Origin of the sequence: Pseudomonas sp. MMS21 TM103, from assembly GCF_022132145.1 — a bacterium.
GTDB lineage: Bacteria > Pseudomonadota > Gammaproteobacteria > Pseudomonadales > Pseudomonadaceae > Aquipseudomonas.
Map to the genome: position 1 here is coordinate 344,510 of NZ_JAJISP010000004.1, position 16,074 is coordinate 360,583.

Sequence of the window (16,074 nt, forward strand, 5' to 3'; positions counted from 1 at the left end):
TCGGTGGCGCCGGGTCTTAGTTGCGCCGCTCGACGATATAGCGGGCCAGGTCGCGCAGCGGCTCGGCGGCGCAGTCGAACGGGCGCAGCGCATGCAGGGCCAGGTCGCGCAGCTCCAGGGCGTAGGCCTTGGCCTGCTCCAGGCCGAGCAGCGCCGGGTAGGTCGGCTTGTGATTGGCCTCATCCTTGCCCTGGGTCTTGCCCAGGGTGGCGGTGTCGCTTTCCACGTCGAGGATGTCATCCTGCACCTGGAACGCCAGGCCGATGGCCTGGGCATAACTATGCAGGGCACTGAGCGCGCGCGGGTCGGCGACTCCGCTGGCCAGCGCACCGAGGTGCACGCTGGCTTCGATCAGGGCGCCGGTTTTGTGCCGGTGCATGATTTCCAGCGCCGCCTGATCGAGCGTCTGGCCGACCGAGCCGAGGTCGATGGCCTGGCCACCGACCATCCCCGCCGGGCCGGCCGCCCTGGTCAGGCTGACGATCATGTCCAGGCGCAGCTCGGCGCTCTGCGGGTTGCGCCGGGCATCGGCGAGCACTTCGAAGGCCAGACTCTGCAAGCCGTCACCCGCGAGGATGGCCACGGCTTCGTCGAACGCCTTGTGAGTGGTCGGCTGGCCACGGCGCAGGTCGTCATCGTCCATCGCCGGCAAATCATCGTGCACCAGCGAGTAGGCATGAATCAGCTCGACCGCGCAGGCCGCACCATCGGCGCGCGCAGGCTCACCGCCGAGGGCTTCGCAGGCGGCATAGACCAGCAGCGGGCGCACCCGCTTGCCGCCGTTGAACACGCTGTAGCGCATGGCCTGGTAGAGCCGCTGCAATTCACTGGGCGGGGCTTCGAACAGGCTCTCCAGTGCCGCATCGACACGGCGCTGGCACTGCGCCTGGTAGGCCTCGATCATGCTTGTCGATCCGCGTCGAAGGGGGCTTCCTCCAACTCGCCGTCGCGCTCCATGAGGATTTGCACTTTCTGCTCGGCCTGAGCCAGGGCGGCCTGGCAGTCGCGGGTCAGACGGATACCTTGTTCGAAGGCGGTCAGCGAGTCTTCCAGCGACAGCTCGCCGTTTTCCAGGCGCTCGACCAGATTCTGCAAGTCGGTGAGGGATTGCTCAAAGTCGAGTGAGGCTTTTTTACGGGCCATGGCGGACATTCTCTGGCGGCGGCTCGGGCAGGAGTTGCAAGCGGCGCGACACTAGCAGAGCCGCGCCGCGCGGGCAAATCGACGGCGTTCGTACCGGGATTTTAGTCGGCGGGCACTGGGCCCGGCAGGCGCGGCCTTCAGCCGGCGAAATAGGTCACCCGGAAATAATAGAGCGTCATGCTGGCTCCGACCAGGATCACGAACGCGCGCAGCAGCGCCGGCGGCAAGCGCTGGCCCAGGACGCCGCCGGCATAGCCGCCGCATGTCGCGCCGACCAGCAGAATCGCCAGCTCGTACCAGCTGACCCGCCCGGCGACCACGAAGGTGAGGGTGGCGATGCTGTAGATCACCGCCGAAATCAGGTTCTTCAGGGCATTGGCGCGGCCCAGCGGATGGCCTTCGATGGAGAATGCCGCCAGTTGCAGGATGCCCATGCCGGCGCCGAAATAGCCGCCGTAGATCGACACGCCGATGTGCGCGGCGAGCGACAGCTTGCTGTGTGGCGGTTGCGCGGCTTCGGCGCGGCGCGCAGCCAGCCAGCGACTGAGCCAGGGGCTGGCCGTGAACAGCGCGGTGGCGGTGAGCAGCAGCCAGGGGATCAGATTGGCAAACACATCATCGCCGCCGGCCAGCAGCAACAGGCCGCCGAGCAGGCCACCGCATAGGCCAGCGAGCAGCAACGGCAGCAGATAGCGGCCCAGCGGGCGCAGCGAGGCCCGCGCCGCCCAGGCCCCGGCCAGGCTGGCAGGCCACAGCGCCACGGCATTGGTGGCATTGGCCGTCACCGGCGGCAGACCGGCCGCGAGCAAGGCCGGAAAGGAGAAAAAGGTACCGCCACCGGCCAGGGCATTCATGCCGCCGGCGGCGAAACCGGCGAGGACCAGCAGAAGAATGTCTGAATAAGGCATGAACCGGGCTCACGGCAAAAGGAGGCAGAGTACGACCATCAGCACATGGTCAACCAGTGCGATCTGCGGACGTAAAAAAGCCGGCTTGTGGCCGGCTTTCAGGGGGTGGTGTCAGCTTATTTTTGGTAAGCCGCCACTGCCTTGATGATTTCGGCGCGGGCTGCGTCGGCGTTGCCCCAGCCTTCGACCTTGACCCACTTGCCTTTCTCGAGATCCTTGTAGTTCTCGAAGAAGTGCTTGATCTGCTCGAGCAGCAGAGCCGGCAGGTCGGTGTATTCCTTCACGTCCACATACAGCTGGCTCAGCTTGTCGTGCGGGACGGCGATCAGCTTGGCGTCGCCGCCGGCTTCGTCGGTCATGTGCAGGACGCCAACCGGACGCGCGCGGATGACTGCGCCAGGTGCCACCGGGTACGGGGTCACGACCAGCACGTCGAGGGCGTCGCCGTCGTCGGCCAGGGTATTGGGGATGTAGCCGTAGTTGGCCGGGTAGAACATCGGGGTGGCCATGAAGCGGTCGACGAACAGGCAATCGCTGTCCTTGTCGATTTCGTATTTGATCGGCGCGTGGTTGGCCGGGATTTCGATGGCGACGTAGATGTCGTTCGGTACGTCTAGACCGGCTGGAATCTTGCTGTAGCTCATGGAGTGACTCCCGGGGGGGCTAAAAAAGTGGCGCGATTATAGGCGTATTCCCTGGCAGTTGCTATGCCGGGGGGTCTAGCCATTGGTCGCGTGGCGGCCTCCTTTGGGCCCAGTGCGATAGTCCGGGTGCGCCGCCAGCAGGCGCTGCAGACGCGCCAGCGGGTCTTGCCGGTAGAACAGCGCCAGCTGCGCATAGACCGCGGGGAAGGCGGCGGCGAGCAGATCCGGGGCACTGAAGAAGTATTCGCTGGTTACCGCGAAGAATTCCGCCGGGTTTTCGGCGGCGTAGGCATCGATGGCGGGTTTGCTGTGCGGATGGGCGTCGAGCTGGCGGTTCAGGGCGTCGTAGGCACTTTGCATGGCGCTGGCCCAGTCGCCGATACGCATGCTGGCGTGCAGCGGCGGCAGGCCGTTGGCGGCGCCATTGAGCATGTCCAGCTTGTGTGCCAGTTCGTGAATCACCAGGTTGTAGCCGTCCCAGCCACCGCCGGCCTGCACGCCGGGCCAGGCGAGGATTACCGGCCCCTGCAGCCAGGCTTCGCCGCTGTGCACGCCGTTCCACTCGTGGACCACGCCGCTGGCATCGCGATGGCGTTGCGGGCTGACGAAATCGTCGGGGTAGAGGACGATCTCATGGAAGCCCTGGTACCAGTTGAGGTCGGCCAGATGCAGCAGCGGCAGCTCGGCCTGGGCCGCCAGGGTCAGGCGGTCGCTGGCATCCAGCTCGACCCCGGGCAAGGCGCTCAGGTGCTTGTTGTGCAGGAACAGCACGGCGCGCTCGCACAGGCGCTGTTGCTCGCTGTCGCTCAGGCCGTCGAGCAGCGGCAGGCGCTGACGCACGATAGCCCAGATCGCGGGGGATATTGGGTGGCGGGCAAGGATGCGCCGGCGGCGCCAGGCGCGGAACGACCACATGGGGACAGGCTCGGGTTGCACGGCTGCTCACCATAAGCGGGGCCGGTACTAGCGGCAAGTTGCATAGAGTCGGCACAAAGGCTGCAACGGCCTTGGCAGTAATGTCCCGAGGGGCTAGCGATGTCGATAGAACGCATGGATCACCCTGCCGTCAGCCTGGTGCTGGGCGGCGGTATAGACCTGCCGAGCCAGGCGGCGCGGGCCCGCGCGACCTGGCTGCCTGGGCGCCAGGGACGACCGCCAATGTTGCTGGTGGCCTTGCTGTGGGCGCGTGAATGCCCCGATGTGGTGCAACAGCTGGACGGGTATCTGGATGCGCTGTTCGCCGACTATCGCTGCACGCCCGCGGGCTGGAGCGAGGCGCAGGCGGCGCGGCAGGTGTTGGCGGCGCTCAATCAGCAGCTGTTCCGTAGCCGGCAGGCGGGCCGCCGTGTGCCCCAGCTGGATGCCGGCGTGCTGTTGCTGCAGGAAGGCGATGCCCAGTACCTGCAGGCCGGGGCGGTTGGCCTGCTGCGCTACAAGGGCGGAACTCTGCAGAGCCTGCCGGGCCGCGAGGACATGCAACTGGGCATGCAGGCCGAGCTGGCGCTGGTGCAGCACAGCATGCCCTTGAGTGAGGGCGAGGCACTGCTGCTGGCGCCGCAGCCGCTGCTCGGCGTGGCCGATCTGGACAGCTTCCGCGCCGGCTGCGCGGCGCCTGCCGTGGATAACCTGCCGGGATTGCTGGCGCCCTTGCTCAAGGCACCGGGCGCCGCCGTGCTGCTGCTACCGGGAGCAGCCGAAAGCCTGCCACCGCCGACACCGCGCGAGCAGTGGCCGGCCCTGCGTGACGCCGCGGCGGGCATCCTGGTGGATGGCTGGACGCTGCTTGGCGAGTGTCCCTTCGGCCCTGCGGGCCGGCTGTTCCGGGCACGCGACGAAAGCGGCCGCGAGGCCTTGCTGTGGCTCGCCGCGCAGGCGGCCGACGAGGTTTTCTGGCAGCGCGAATGGGCCTTGCGCCGCAGTCCGGTGGCCAGCTTGCCACGGGTGATGTCGTCGCATCGGCCGCGCCAGCATGCCTTCATGCTGTTCGAACCACCCGGGGCGGGGATGCGCAGCCTGGTCGATTGGGCCGCGAGCCATGGCCCGGTGGATGGGGCGACCCTGCTGGCCCTGCTCGGCCAGGCGATTGCGGCCGTGCGCGCCCTGCAGCGCCGCGGCATGCAGGGGCTGTGGCTGAGTCCGCGCAATATCCTGATCAGCCAGAGCGGACGCCTGCTGCTGTTGCCGGAATATGCCGCGCTGTTGCCGGGCGTGCCCCGTCAGCAGCTGCCCGCCGAGGCGATCCCACTGGCGCCGGAGGTGCGCGGCGAGCAACGGCTGGATGGCCGCGCCGATCAGTTCGCCCTGGCGGCACTGGCCTATTGGCTGATCTGTGGGCAATGGCCGGAAGTCGCAGGCCCGGAAGGCGGGCCGGCGAGCCATTACCTGCCGCTGGCCAATTTCACCACGCACTTGCCGGCCGGTTGGGACGGCGTGCTGGCGCGGGCCTTGGCGCCCCAGCCGGCTGCGCGGTTCGAGGCGTTGTCGGAGTTTCACCAGGCGTTGCAGGAGCCATTGACACATCCGCCGGCCCCGGCGCGGGTCAACCTGCGCGCACAGCCCTGGCGGCTGGCACTGCTCGGCGCCTTGCTGATGCAGCTGGGGCTTGGCTTGTGGCTGAGCCTGCTGGGCTAGGCGAGCGCGCGCCAGCGCCGGCCTCAAGCCAGCGGCCGAGCTGGCCGCCGGATGGGCCCGGCGCGGCCCAGGTCAATCGAGGTTGATGGGCAACACGTAGTTCTTGAACTGCTGGTCTTCGACGAAGCCGATCGACTCGTAGACCTTGTGCGCCACCTCGTTATCCCGGCTGGTGGCAACGCGCATGCGCACGGCGTTGGTGTCCTTGGCCATTTTCTTCGCGGTTTGCAGCAGGCGGTCGGCCACCAACTGGCGCCGCGCGTCTTCGGCGACGTAGATATCGTTGAGGATCCACACGCGCTTGAGCGACAGCGAGGAATAGCTCGGGTAGAGCTGGCAGAACCCCAGCAGCTTGTCCTCGTCGTCGGCCAGGGCCAGGTAAATCACCGATTCCTTGCGGCGCAGGCGGGTTTCCAGGAACTTGCGCGAGGAATCGGGGAAAGGCAGCTCGCCATAGAACTCACGGTATTTGACGAACAGCGGGGTCAACAGATCCAGGTGCTCCAGGGTAGCAGGGACGATACGCATGGCGAGCCTCGGTATTAATGATTGGCTGGGGTGGCAGTGCATGAGCCATGCCAGTGGACATGGCGATGCTGCCTAATGCTTTTGGAAAGCGCAATCCAAGCAAGCGTTTGATCTGGTCTCGCGGGCGAAAACTAGCTCAGCAGGAAATTGCCCATGCCGGATGCTGCCGTGTCCAGGCACGGCACTTGCGCCTCATCCTTCAGGTTGACCCCGGACAGCTGGCGCCGACAGGCCTCGCGCATCAGGTACAGCAAGCGATGGGCGGCCATGCCATAACTCTGCCCCTCCAGGCGTACGTTGGAGATGCAGTTGCGGTAGGCATCGGTGAGGCCGACGCGGGGCGCATAGGTGAAGTACAGGCCGAGGCTGTCCGGCGAACTGAGACCCGGGCGTTCTCCGATCAGAATCACCACCATCTTGGCGTTGAGCAGTTCGGCGACTTCGTCGGCCACTGCCACCCGGCCCTGGGCCACCAGGGCCACCGGCGACAGCGACCAGCCTTCGGCGTTCGCCAGCTCTTCCATTCGGGCGAGAAATGGCAGCGCATGCCGATGCACGGCGAGCGCCGACAGGCCGTCCGCCACCACGACCGCCAGGTCCACGCCGCCGGGGTTGGCCTGGGCGTAGTCGTGTAAATGGCGGATCGATGCCTCATTCAGGCGGCGCCCCAGATCGGGGCGCTGCAGGTAGGTATCGCGATCCGCCGCGGCGCTGTGCAGCAGCAAGCTGGCGCGCCCGCGGTCCGCCAGGCCGGCACGGAGGGCGGCATGGTCGAATGGCAGGTGCACCGCGTCACGCGCCTGGGCGTGGGCATACTGGAAGTCCAGCAGGGCCGTGGTCGGCAGGCTGGTGCCGGCGCGACCGAGGGCGATGCGCGCCGGCGTCAGGCGGCGCAGCTCCTGCCAGGGATTCTCGGTGGTGGCGGAAACGGGCAGTTCTGGTTCCATGGTGATTTCTCGATCGCTGTTGGCGAGCGGGCCGGGCCCGCCTCTCCGGGGACGCTGTCAGCCCAACTGGGCCAGGGCCCGGCGGAATGCCGGGGGTAAGTTGTCGCCGAAGCGCACGCGTCCGTCGGCCTGGGTGAAGATGCCCATGCGCTGCAGCCAGGCTTCGAACTCCGGTGCCGGCTTCAGCCCCTGGCTCTGGCGCACGTAGAGGGCGTCGTGGAACGAGGTGGTCTGGTAGTTGAGCATGATGTCATCGGAGCCGGGGATGCCCATGATGAAGTTGATCCCGGCCACGCCAAACAAGGTCAGCAGCGTGTCCATGTCGTCCTGGTCGGCCTCGGCGTGGTTGGTGTAACAGACGTCGCAGCCCATCGGCAGGCCGAGCAGCTTGCCGCAGAAGTGATCCTCCAGCCCGGCGCGGATGATCTGCTTGCCGTTGTACAGGTATTCCGGACCGATAAAACCGACCACAGTGTTGACCAGGAACGGTTTGAAATGGCGTGCCACCGCATAGGCGCGGGTTTCGCAGGTCTGCTGATCGAGGCCGTGGTGGGCGTTGGCCGACAGGGCGCTGCCCTGGCCGGTTTCAAAGTACATCAGGTTGTTGCCGAGGCTGCCGCGCTTGAGCGACAGCCCGGCCTCGTAGCCTTCCTGGAGGACCTGCAGGTTGATGCCGAAGCTGGCGTTGGCCGCTTCGGTGCCGGCGATCGACTGGAACACCAGGTCCAGCGGCACGCCGCGGTTGATCGCCTCGATCGAACTGGTGACGTGGGTCAGCACGCAGGCCTGGGTCGGGATCTCGTAGCGCTGGATGATGCCATCGAGCATGCGCAGCATCTCGCAGATCGAACCGATGCTGTCGGTGGCCGGGTTGATGCCGAGCATGGCGTCGCCGTTGCCATACAGCAGGCCGTCGAGAATGCTCGCGGCGATGCCCGCCGGCTCGTCGGTCGGGTGATTGGGCTGCAGGCGGGTGGACATGCGCCCGCGCAGGCCGACGGTGTTGCGAAAGCGGGTGACCACGCGGATCTTCTGTGCCACCAGGATCAGGTCCTGCACGCGCATCAGTTTCGACACGGCGGCGGCCATTTCCGGGGTCAGGCCGGGGGCCAGGGCACGCAGCGAGGCTTCAGTGGCCTGGTCGCTGAGCAGCCAGTCGCGCAGGCCACCGACGGTCAGGTGGCTGGCCGCGGCGAAGGCCGAGCGGTCGTGGCTGTCGATGATCAGCCGGGTGACCTCATCCCCTTCATAGGGGATCAGCGCCTCGTCGAGGAAATGCGCGAGGGGAATGTCGGCCAGGGTCATCTGCGCGGCCACCCGCTCGCCGTCGCTGGCGGCGGCGACGCCTGCCAGGTAGTCGCCGGAGCGCGCCGGACTGGCCTTGGCCATGACCTCCCTGAGGCTGTCGAACCGGTAGGTTTCACCACCCACCGAATGAAAAAAACGGGCCATGCGTTAGCTACTCCTGAAACGGCTCGTTATCGCGAAACGGGCAAAGCGCATGGCGCTGTTCGCCCATGCGCTTGCCTGCACTTTAATGGAGCCTCCGGCGCACCTGAGCGCGCCAGAGGTGCAGCTTAAACCCCAGTCAGCATGGCGTCAGCCGGCGCGTCGGAGCGCTGCTGATGGGGGAGTAAGAAGTAGGTGTGGCCCAGGCCGGCAGCGCCCCCATAGATGCAGGCTGACGAGTGCAGTTTTGAGTTGCAGTCGTCATTGCGTCGCCGCCTTGAGAGTTGCTCCGCTGAAAGACTTGCTGATGCAGGCAACCGCCATGCCAGCGGGTTGATGCCGTAGCTGATCAGCCGGTTCTTGGTCTGCTGGCAGTGGTCGAGCACCGAGCTTATTGGTCACGTGGCCGCCGCCGGACTTCATGTAACCACCTAAGGCAGCGGCCGCCGGCTACAGGAGGTAACACGCGGTCCAGATACGTCCGGCACATGCGCTAGGCGCGGTTGATGTCGCGGGTCCACAGGCCGGAACCCAGGCCGAATTCGGTGTCATTGGCAATCGCCAGGGTTTCGCGCACGGTCTTGCCGTTGTCCCTGCGATCGGCAATTGGCAGCGCCAGCCAGCGGTTCTGCAGCGAGGTCTTGCCCCGGTATCGGCGGCGGGAGGGCGTGCGCGATCTGTCCTCGGCGCGTGCAGCAACAAGGCGCACTGTTGCAGTCCTTGCTCGGTGAGGACTCCCGCGAGCTTTCTCGAGCGGCTGCGGTCGAATCAGCCTTGGCTGAGGTAGAGGCCGGGAAAGAGGCTGCTGTGCTAACCTGCGGCGAGTTTTCCGGGGCCTTGTGTTCGTCCTGAGCCGCTCCAGGTGTGTGCATGTTGTCGCAGCGGCTCAGTCGCGAAAATCGCGGATAAATCCGCGCCTGCGGACTCGCCATGCGTTGCTGCGATACGGCCTGCCTGACGGTCTTAATTCGTTGGTTTTTCGAGGTTATTCATGCATATCCATATTCTCGGCATCTGCGGCACCTTTATGGGTTCGCTGGCCGTGCTGGCCAAGGAACTGGGCCATCGCGTCACCGGGTCCGATGCCAATGTCTACCCGCCGATGAGCACCCAGCTCGAAGCCCAGGGCATCGAACTGACCCAGGGCTACGATGCCGCGCAACTCGATCCGGCACCGGATCTGGTGGTGATCGGCAATGCGCTGTCGCGCGGCAATCCGGCGGTTGAATACGTGCTGAACCAGGGCCTGCCCTACGTCAGCGGCCCTCAGTGGCTGGCCGACCACGTGCTGCAAGGGCGCTGGGTGCTGGCAGTGGCCGGCACCCATGGCAAGACCACCAGCAGCAGCATGCTGGCCTGGGTCCTGGAGCAGGCCGGCATGAGCCCGGGCTTCCTGATTGGCGGGGTGCCGCAGAACTTTGGCATTTCCGCGCGCCTGGGCGGCACGCCGTTCTTCGTGGTCGAGGCCGACGAGTACGACAGCGCCTTCTTCGACAAGCGCAGCAAGTTCGTCCACTACCGCCCGCGCACCGCGATCCTGAATAACCTGGAGTTCGATCACGCGGACATCTTCCCGGATCTGGCGGCCATCGAGCGGCAATTCCATCACCTGGTACGGACCATTCCCGGTGACGGGCTGATCATCCACCCGGCGGCCGAAGTGGCGCTGCAACGGGTCATCGAGATGGGCTGCTGGACCCCGGTGCAGACCACCGGCGCAGGCGGCCAGTGGCAGGCCCGTTTGCTCAGCGCCGATGGCGCGCGCTTCGAGGTGCTGTTCGACGGCCGGCCCCAGGGCGTGGTCGACTGGCAGCTGACCGGCCAGCACAACGTGGCCAATGCCCTCGCGGTACTGGCGGCGGCGCGCCATGTCGGCGTGGTCCCGGAGCTCGGGATCGGCGCCCTGTGCAGCTTTATCAACGCCAAGCGGCGGATGGAAAAGGTTGCCGAAATCAATGGCGTGACCATCTTCGACGACTTCGCCCACCACCCGACGGCGATTGCCACCACCCTCGACGGCCTGCGAAAAAGCATCGGCAATGCCAAGCTGATCGCGGTGATCGAACCACGCTCCAACTCGATGAAACTCGGTGCCCACCGCGACGGCTTGCCGGGTTCGGTGGTCCAGGCCGATTCGGTGTACTGGTACGCACCGGCCAACCTCGGCTGGGACCTGGCGGCGAGCGTGGCCTCATCGGCAGTGCCGACCCAGGTCTGTGATTCCCTGGAGGCCATCATCAAAGGGGTCAAGGCCGAAGCCGCGCCGGGCACCCAGGTGGTGGTGATGAGCAACGGTGGCTTTGGCGGCTTGCATGGCAAGCTGGCCGCGGCACTGGCCTGATAAAAAGTGCACATTCGCGCTCATGGTGTCGTGAGCGCACGATTAGGTCGGGCCGCGTAGGCAAGACGAAGGCCTGCGAGAAACGCAGCGCAGCATCAGCAAGCGCAACAGCTTTGAGAGTGAATTCATGAGCGGACCCGAGAGAATTACCCTGGCCATGACCGGTGCCTCCGGCGCCCAGTACGGCCTGCGCCTGCTCGACTGCCTGGTGCAGGAAGATCGCGAGGTGCATTTCCTGATTTCCAAGGCCGCGCAATTGGTGCTGGCCACCGAAACGGACGTGACCCTGCCAGCCAAGCCCCAGGCCATGCAGGCGTTCTTGAGTGAGTACACCGGTGCGGCGCCAGGGCAAATTCGCGTCTACGGCAAGGAAGACTGGATGGCCCCGGCGGCCTCCGGCTCGGGTGCGCCCAGCGCCATGGTGGTGGTGCCCTGCTCGACCGGCACCCTGTCGGCGATTGCCACGGGCGCCTGCAACAACCTGATCGAGCGCGCCGCCGATGTGGTGCTCAAGGAGCGTCGTCAGTTGATCCTGGTGCCGCGCGAGGCGCCATTTTCCAGCATCCACCTGGAGAATATGCTCAAGCTGTCGAACCTGGGCGCGGTGATCCTGCCGGCGGCGCCGGGCTTCTATCACCAGCCGCAGACCATCGACGACCTGATCGACTTCGTCGTGGCGCGCATCCTCAACTGCCTGGGCGTGCCTCAGGACATGCTGCCGCGCTGGGGCGAACAGCATCGGGGCTCGGATGAGTAACAGAACCCTGCGGACCGTGTGCCTGTTGCTCGTGCTGTCGAGCAGCGGTTGCGCCACGCTGCGCACCCTGGACGCGGCCAAGCCGGGCGCGCCGGTTATCTATGCCGGCACCCAACTGGATCTGTATGCGTTGAACCACGGTTGCTGCGCGCAGGAACGTTTCGGCGCCGAGGCGCCGCACTACCCCGGCCTCGACCTGCCCGCCAGTGCTCTGCTGGACACCCTGTTGCTGCCATTCTCGCTGGCGACCGAACTGGGTGTGAACCTGGGCGTCAGCGGCGGGCTTTGATTCGGCATAACGCCAGGTTCGCGAGCCGATCTGCAGGATGGCCCGGCCCCTGCCATCAAGACGCCCCGCGCAACCCCGCAGGCAGCGCGGCGCCTAATCGCGCTCTTCGCGCTGCGGCACCGCAATGATCCGCCAGTCGTCACCGACCGCGCGGATCTCGACGATCTTCAGCGCCTGCGCCTCGGCCATGCGTGCTAGCGGCAACTCGAGCAACGGTCGTGCACTGGAGCCGAGAAACTTCGGTGCGACGAACAATTGATACTCATCGACCAGGCCCTCGCGGGCGAATGCGCCGGCCAGACGCGGCCCGGCTTCGACCAGAACTTCATTGGCGCCGCGCCCGGCCAGCTCGGCCAGCAACTTGTGCAGATCGACATGGCCGCTACTGCCCGGCACGGCCAACAGCTCGTGACCGGCGTCCAGGTAGCGCTCACGCGCCATCGCCGCCGCGCAGGTCGCCACCAGCGTCGCGCCGGCCTGAAAGAAAGGCACATCCAGCGGCACCCGCAGACGGCCATCGACCAGCACCCGCAGCGGTGGCCGGCTTGCCGCCAGCGCCGTCAGCTCGGCATCCAGGCCCAGCTCATCGGGGCGCACGGTCAAGCGGGCGTTATCCGCCAATACGGTGTCGGCGCCGCTCAGCACCACGCTGGCGCGGGCGCGCAAGCGCTGCACCGCGGCGCGGGCAGCCGGCCCGGTAATCCACTGGCTCTCGCCGCTGGCCATGGCGGTGCGGCCATCCAGGCTCATCGCCAACTTGACCCGCACCAAGGGCAAGCCCTGTTCCATGCGTTTGATGAAACCGGCGTTGAGCGTGCGCGCTTCGGCTTCCAGCACACCGCAGTGCACTTCAATGCCGGCCTGCATCAGGCGCGCCAAGCCAGTGCCGGCGACCTGCGGATTGGGATCCTGCATGGCCACCACCACCCGCGCGACGCCAGCAGCGACCAGCGCATCGGCGCACGGCGGGGTGCGGCCATGATGGCTGCAGGGCTCCAGGGTCACATAGGCGGTGGCGCCACGCGCCTGCGCGCCGGCCTGGCGCAACGCGTGCACTTCGGCGTGCGGCTCACCGGCGCGCACATGCCAGCCTTCGCCGACGACCTTCCCGTCGCGGGCGATGACGCAGCCGACGCGCGGATTCGGGTGAGTGGAGTACAGGCCTTTGCCGGCCAGCTCCAGGGCGCGGGCCATGCAGGCATGATCGAAGCTCATCATTGCTCTTTCGAGGGTTCGCGGGACAGCCGGTCGATTTCCTCGCGGAATTCGTTGAGATCCTGAAAGCGCCGGTAAACCGAGGCGAAGCGGATGTAGGCAACCTCATCGAGCTTTTGCAACTCGCTCATCACCAACTCGCCGAGCACCAGCGACTTGATCTCGCGCTCGCCGGTAGCGCGCAGCTGGTGCTTGATATGGGCAATGGCCGCCTCCAGACGCTCGATGCTCACCGGACGTTTCTCCAGGGCGCGCTGCATGCCGGCACGCAGCTTGTCCTCGTCGAACGGCTGGCGGCTGCCGTCCTGCTTGATCAGCCGCGGCATCACCAGTTCGGCGGTCTCAAAGGTGGTGAAGCGCTCTTCGCAGGCCAGGCATTCGCGCCGACGACGCACTTGCCCGCCCTCGGCGACCAGGCGCGAATCGATAACCTTGGTGTCATTGGCACCGCAGAAGGGACAGTGCATAGGAGGGCAGCCGCCTTGAACAGGAAAGCGCCATGGTAGCGCATCCCGCAGGCAAGACAAGCCGAGGACTTTACGGTATACAGGCGCGCGTTCGACTACCTTTCAGACACAACGCTTCTTTCAGGCATACCCCTTAGATGAACATTGCCATGCGACTGCTCGCTCCGTTCACCCTGGCCGGCCTGCTCGCGGCCTGCGCCGGCGAACCGGCCTTGTCGCCCCAGGCGCCGACCACGCCGGCGTCTGCCGCAACCATGGATGCGCCGCCTGCGCCCCTGCCGGCCCATCTGCGTGAGCTCAGCGGCAGCCTGCTCGGCGTGCCCAGCGATAGCGAAGTCGAACTGGCCCTGCTGCAGATTGATGCGCGCGGCTTGCCCCAGGGCCTGCTGGGCAATATTCAACTGACCGGCAACGGCGCGGCCCTGCCCTTTCGCCTGCCCTTCAACCCTCAGGCCTTCATCCCCGGCACTCGGGTCGAGCTGCGCGGGCGGGTCAATCAAGCCGGCCGCCTGATCCTGCGCCTGCCGCCCCAAGTGATTGAGCACAACGACAGCCAGCAGCTCGGCGAGATACGCCTGGTGCCGGCGCCATGAGCACAACCGCTGCCCTGCAAGCGGCGTTGAGCGAGCAGCTCGGTGACGCCAGGCTGGTGGCCGAGCATTTGCCAGGCACCGCGCTGAAACTCTGGCTGATCGATGCCGCCAATATGGCGCGCGCCTTCAACCCGGAGGAAACCCGGCGCATTCTCGAAGAACCGCCCTACTGGTGTTTCTGCTGGGCCAGCGGCCTGGTACTGGCCCGCTGGCTGGCCGCGCACCCGCAGTGGGTGCGCGGCAAGCGCGTGCTGGATTTCGGCGCCGGCTCCGGTGTCGCGGCGATCGCTGCGGCCAAGGCTGGCGCCCTCGAAGTGGTGGCCTGCGACCTCGACCCACTGGCCCTGGCGGCCTGCCGAGCCAATGCCGCACTCAACCAGGTGGAACTGGGCTACTCGGCGGACTTCTTCCAGGAAGCCGACCGTTTCGACCTGATCCTGGTCGCCGACGTACTCTACGACCGCGCCAACCTGCCGCTGCTCGACCAGTTCCTCAGCCGCGGGCAGCAGGCGCTGGTCGCCGATTCACGGGTGCGCGACTTCCGGCATCCGCTGTACCAGCGCCTTGGCGTGATGGAGGCCTGCACCTGCCCAGACCTGGCCGAACCGGCCGAGTTTCGCCAGGTCAGCCTCTACCACGCACAACGCCCTTAATGCCGGCCTTGTTTCCGCAAGGCAGCGCCCACATTTATAGTGTTTAGCACTTTCGCCCAGCGAGACCCATCATGAGCGACATCCCCTATATTTTCGACGTATCCGGCGACGCCAGCTTCGAGCAGCTGGTCGTGCAGAACTCCTTCCACAAGCCGGTGCTGGTGGATTTCTGGGCCGAGTGGTGCGCGCCGTGCAAGGCGCTGATGCCCTTGCTCGCGCAGATCACCGAGAGCTACCAGGGCGAGCTGCTGCTGGCCAAGGTCGACTGCGACGCCGAACAGGACATCGTCGCGCGCTTCGGCATCCGCAACCTGCCAACCGTGGTGCTGTTCAAGGACGGCCAACCGGTCGACGGCTTCTCCGGCGCGCAGCCGGAGTCGGCGATCCGCGAAATGCTCAAGCCGCATGTCGCCGAGCCTCCGGCGCCGCAGGCCGACTTGCTGCAAAGCGCACAAACCCTGTTCGCCGAAGGCCGCATCGGCGAGGCGGAAACCCTGCTCAAGCAACTGCTCGGCGAAGACAACGAGAATGCCCCTGCGCTGATCCTCTACGCCCGCTGCCTGGCCGAACGTGGCGAACTGGGCGAAGCTGAAACGGTACTCGAAGCCGTCAAGGGCGATGAGCACAAGCAGGCCCTGGCCGGCGCCCGCGCCCAGCTAACCTTCCTGAGCCAGGTGGTCGACCTGCCCGACGTCGCCAGCCTGAAAACCCGCCTGGCGCAGAACGCCGAAGATGACGAGGCGGCCCTCCAGCTGGCGATTCAGCAATTGGCCCGCCAGCAATACGAGCCAGCCCTGGACGGCCTGCTCAAGCTGTTCGTGCGCAACCGCAGCTATGCCGATGGCCTGCCGCACAAGACCCTGCTGCAGGTGTTCGACCTGCTCGGCAACGAGCATCCGCTGGTCACCGCCTACCGGCGCAAGCTGTACCAGGCGATCTACTGATCGCAGCGCGAATGGGCTCGCGTAGGGGCGGCAACCCACAGTGTTTTATCGCCACTTGCAGCCATGGCGGGTTTCACCCGCCCTACGGGTACGGCTGTTGGGCTGAGCACCGCGATACTCCACATCGCCCCGCCTGGCTAGCCGACCCAGTGATAGATAGGCGCATCCGCAGCGGTTTCCATGCGCACTTGGGCGCAATGGCGCAAGCGCACCAGCAGGCGTTTGCCCGCCGCCTCACTGCCGGCCAAGGCGGCCAGCTGGGCCAGTAGCTGTGGGCCCTCGATCTGCCCGGCCTGGCGCAGCAAGTCCAGAGTGGTCTGCCACAGCGCATCCGTTGCCACGGCGACCGCTGCCGGCTCGCTGGTGACGGCAGCAGGCGTGATGTGCTGCGCAAGTTGCGCCCAGTCCTGCGCGTCCAGTTCCACTGTCAGATCCACCGGCCAATCGCCGACCCGTCCACGGATTCGCACCATCTTGCCGCCCTCGAGTAATCGACAGGCATGCTCCCACGTCAGCCGCAGCCCGCCAAGCGGAGCTGGCCAGACCCATATGAAAGTTGTTATAA

The 16,074-nt window shown here is 66.5% G+C and carries 18 protein-coding genes and 1 pseudogene; 7 read left to right on the forward strand and 12 right to left on the reverse strand.

Translation table 11 applies throughout. The annotated features are described in order from the left end of the window. Positions 1-16: 16 nt before the first annotated feature. The 5 genes from ispA to LJY18_RS15055 all read right to left on the reverse strand — a co-directional run bounded on the left by ispA (position 17) and on the right by LJY18_RS15055 (position 3,610). Entirely contained in the window at positions 17-904 is an 888-nt protein-coding gene (gene ispA, locus LJY18_RS15035; RefSeq protein ID WP_238042627.1) for a (2E,6E)-farnesyl diphosphate synthase, read from the reverse strand. Beyond that, on the reverse strand, positions 901-1,143 hold the full coding sequence (locus LJY18_RS15040) for an exodeoxyribonuclease VII small subunit (RefSeq protein ID WP_090503946.1): 243 nt from the start codon (positions 1,141-1,143) through the stop codon (positions 901-903). Before LJY18_RS15040 ends, ispA begins: the two co-directional genes overlap by 4 nt. Before the next feature lie 137 nt (positions 1,144-1,280). After that, complete coding sequence (locus LJY18_RS15045; RefSeq protein ID WP_238042628.1) at positions 1,281-2,051, reverse strand: sulfite exporter TauE/SafE family protein; 771 nt, start codon at positions 2,049-2,051, stop codon at positions 1,281-1,283. Positions 2,052-2,167: 116 nt separating this feature from the next. Beyond that, the gene (gene ppa / locus LJY18_RS15050) at positions 2,168-2,695 is read right to left on the reverse strand and encodes an inorganic diphosphatase (protein ID WP_238042629.1); all 528 of its coding nucleotides are present in this window, start codon (positions 2,693-2,695) and stop codon (positions 2,168-2,170) included. 75 nt (positions 2,696-2,770) lie between these two features. Next, positions 2,771-3,610 (reverse strand): zinc-dependent peptidase, encoded by an 840-nt coding sequence (locus LJY18_RS15055; RefSeq protein WP_238042630.1) that lies wholly within the window; start codon positions 3,608-3,610, stop codon positions 2,771-2,773. A 120-nt stretch (positions 3,611-3,730) separates the two neighbouring features. On the opposite strand from LJY18_RS15055, the gene LJY18_RS15060 reads away from it, so the two are divergent. After that, positions 3,731-5,326, forward strand: coding sequence for a protein kinase (locus tag LJY18_RS15060; RefSeq protein WP_238042631.1), 1,596 nt, complete (start codon positions 3,731-3,733; stop codon positions 5,324-5,326). 72 nt (positions 5,327-5,398) lie between these two features. Here LJY18_RS15060 and LJY18_RS15065 read toward each other — a convergent pair whose 3' ends face one another. The 4 genes and pseudogenes from LJY18_RS15065 to LJY18_RS15080 all read right to left on the reverse strand — a co-directional run. Further along, positions 5,399-5,854: a GNAT family N-acetyltransferase gene (locus tag LJY18_RS15065; RefSeq protein WP_238042632.1), complete on the reverse strand. Its 456-nt coding sequence runs from the start codon at positions 5,852-5,854 to the stop codon at positions 5,399-5,401. A 131-nt stretch (positions 5,855-5,985) separates the two neighbouring features. Continuing rightward, complete coding sequence (eutC, locus tag LJY18_RS15070; RefSeq protein WP_238042633.1) at positions 5,986-6,801, reverse strand: ethanolamine ammonia-lyase subunit EutC; 816 nt, start codon at positions 6,799-6,801, stop codon at positions 5,986-5,988. A 57-nt stretch (positions 6,802-6,858) separates the two neighbouring features. Beyond that, positions 6,859-8,253 carry an ethanolamine ammonia-lyase subunit EutB gene (locus tag LJY18_RS15075; RefSeq protein WP_238042634.1) on the reverse strand — a complete coding sequence of 465 codons (1,395 nt, stop codon included), beginning with the start codon at positions 8,251-8,253 and terminating at the stop codon, positions 6,859-6,861. A gap of 317 nt (positions 8,254-8,570) precedes the next feature. Next, positions 8,571-8,833: pseudogene (locus LJY18_RS15080) on the reverse strand (aldehyde dehydrogenase family protein); the annotation flags it as partial. Positions 8,834-9,241: 408 nt separating this feature from the next. Between LJY18_RS15080 and mpl the strand changes: the two are divergent. The 3 genes from mpl (at position 9,242) to LJY18_RS15095 (ending at position 11,637) form a co-directional block, all read left to right on the forward strand. After that, positions 9,242-10,591, forward strand: coding sequence for a UDP-N-acetylmuramate:L-alanyl-gamma-D-glutamyl-meso-diaminopimelate ligase (gene mpl, locus LJY18_RS15085; RefSeq protein WP_238042635.1), 1,350 nt, complete (start codon positions 9,242-9,244; stop codon positions 10,589-10,591). A 127-nt stretch (positions 10,592-10,718) separates the two neighbouring features. Further along, positions 10,719-11,348, forward strand: coding sequence for a flavin prenyltransferase UbiX (gene ubiX / locus LJY18_RS15090; RefSeq protein ID WP_238042636.1), 630 nt, complete (start codon positions 10,719-10,721; stop codon positions 11,346-11,348). After that, positions 11,341-11,637, forward strand: a complete 297-nt coding sequence (locus tag LJY18_RS15095; protein ID WP_238042637.1) for a YceK/YidQ family lipoprotein — start codon at positions 11,341-11,343, stop codon at positions 11,635-11,637. The genes ubiX and LJY18_RS15095 overlap by 8 nt, the downstream gene beginning before the upstream one ends. Positions 11,638-11,730: 93 nt before the next feature. Here LJY18_RS15095 and ribD read toward each other — a convergent pair whose 3' ends face one another. Both ribD and nrdR read right to left on the reverse strand, forming a co-directional pair. Beyond that, positions 11,731-12,855 (reverse strand): bifunctional diaminohydroxyphosphoribosylaminopyrimidine deaminase/5-amino-6-(5-phosphoribosylamino)uracil reductase RibD, encoded by a 1,125-nt coding sequence (gene ribD, locus LJY18_RS15100; protein ID WP_238042638.1) that lies wholly within the window; start codon positions 12,853-12,855, stop codon positions 11,731-11,733. Beyond that, positions 12,852-13,319, reverse strand: coding sequence for a transcriptional regulator NrdR (nrdR, locus tag LJY18_RS15105; RefSeq protein ID WP_238042639.1), 468 nt, complete (start codon positions 13,317-13,319; stop codon positions 12,852-12,854). The genes ribD and nrdR overlap by 4 nt, the downstream gene beginning before the upstream one ends. 143 nt (positions 13,320-13,462) lie before the next feature. On the opposite strand from nrdR, the gene LJY18_RS15110 reads away from it, so the two are divergent. The 3 genes from LJY18_RS15110 to trxA all read left to right on the forward strand — a co-directional run bounded on the left by LJY18_RS15110 (position 13,463) and on the right by trxA (position 15,509). Beyond that, the gene (locus tag LJY18_RS15110) at positions 13,463-13,912 is read left to right on the forward strand and encodes a YbaY family lipoprotein (protein ID WP_372866361.1); all 450 of its coding nucleotides are present in this window, start codon (positions 13,463-13,465) and stop codon (positions 13,910-13,912) included. Continuing rightward, positions 13,909-14,565, forward strand: coding sequence for a class I SAM-dependent methyltransferase (locus tag LJY18_RS15115; RefSeq protein WP_238042641.1), 657 nt, complete (start codon positions 13,909-13,911; stop codon positions 14,563-14,565). The genes LJY18_RS15110 and LJY18_RS15115 overlap by 4 nt, the downstream gene beginning before the upstream one ends. 71 nt (positions 14,566-14,636) lie before the next feature. Continuing rightward, positions 14,637-15,509 carry a thioredoxin gene (trxA, locus tag LJY18_RS15120; protein ID WP_238042642.1) on the forward strand — a complete coding sequence of 291 codons (873 nt, stop codon included), beginning with the start codon at positions 14,637-14,639 and terminating at the stop codon, positions 15,507-15,509. A gap of 137 nt (positions 15,510-15,646) precedes the next feature. Here the strand turns inward: trxA and LJY18_RS15125 are convergent, their stop codons facing one another. Then, the gene (locus tag LJY18_RS15125; protein ID WP_238042643.1) at positions 15,647-15,982 is read right to left on the reverse strand and encodes a hypothetical protein; all 336 of its coding nucleotides are present in this window, start codon (positions 15,980-15,982) and stop codon (positions 15,647-15,649) included. Positions 15,983-16,074 lie beyond the last annotated feature (92 nt).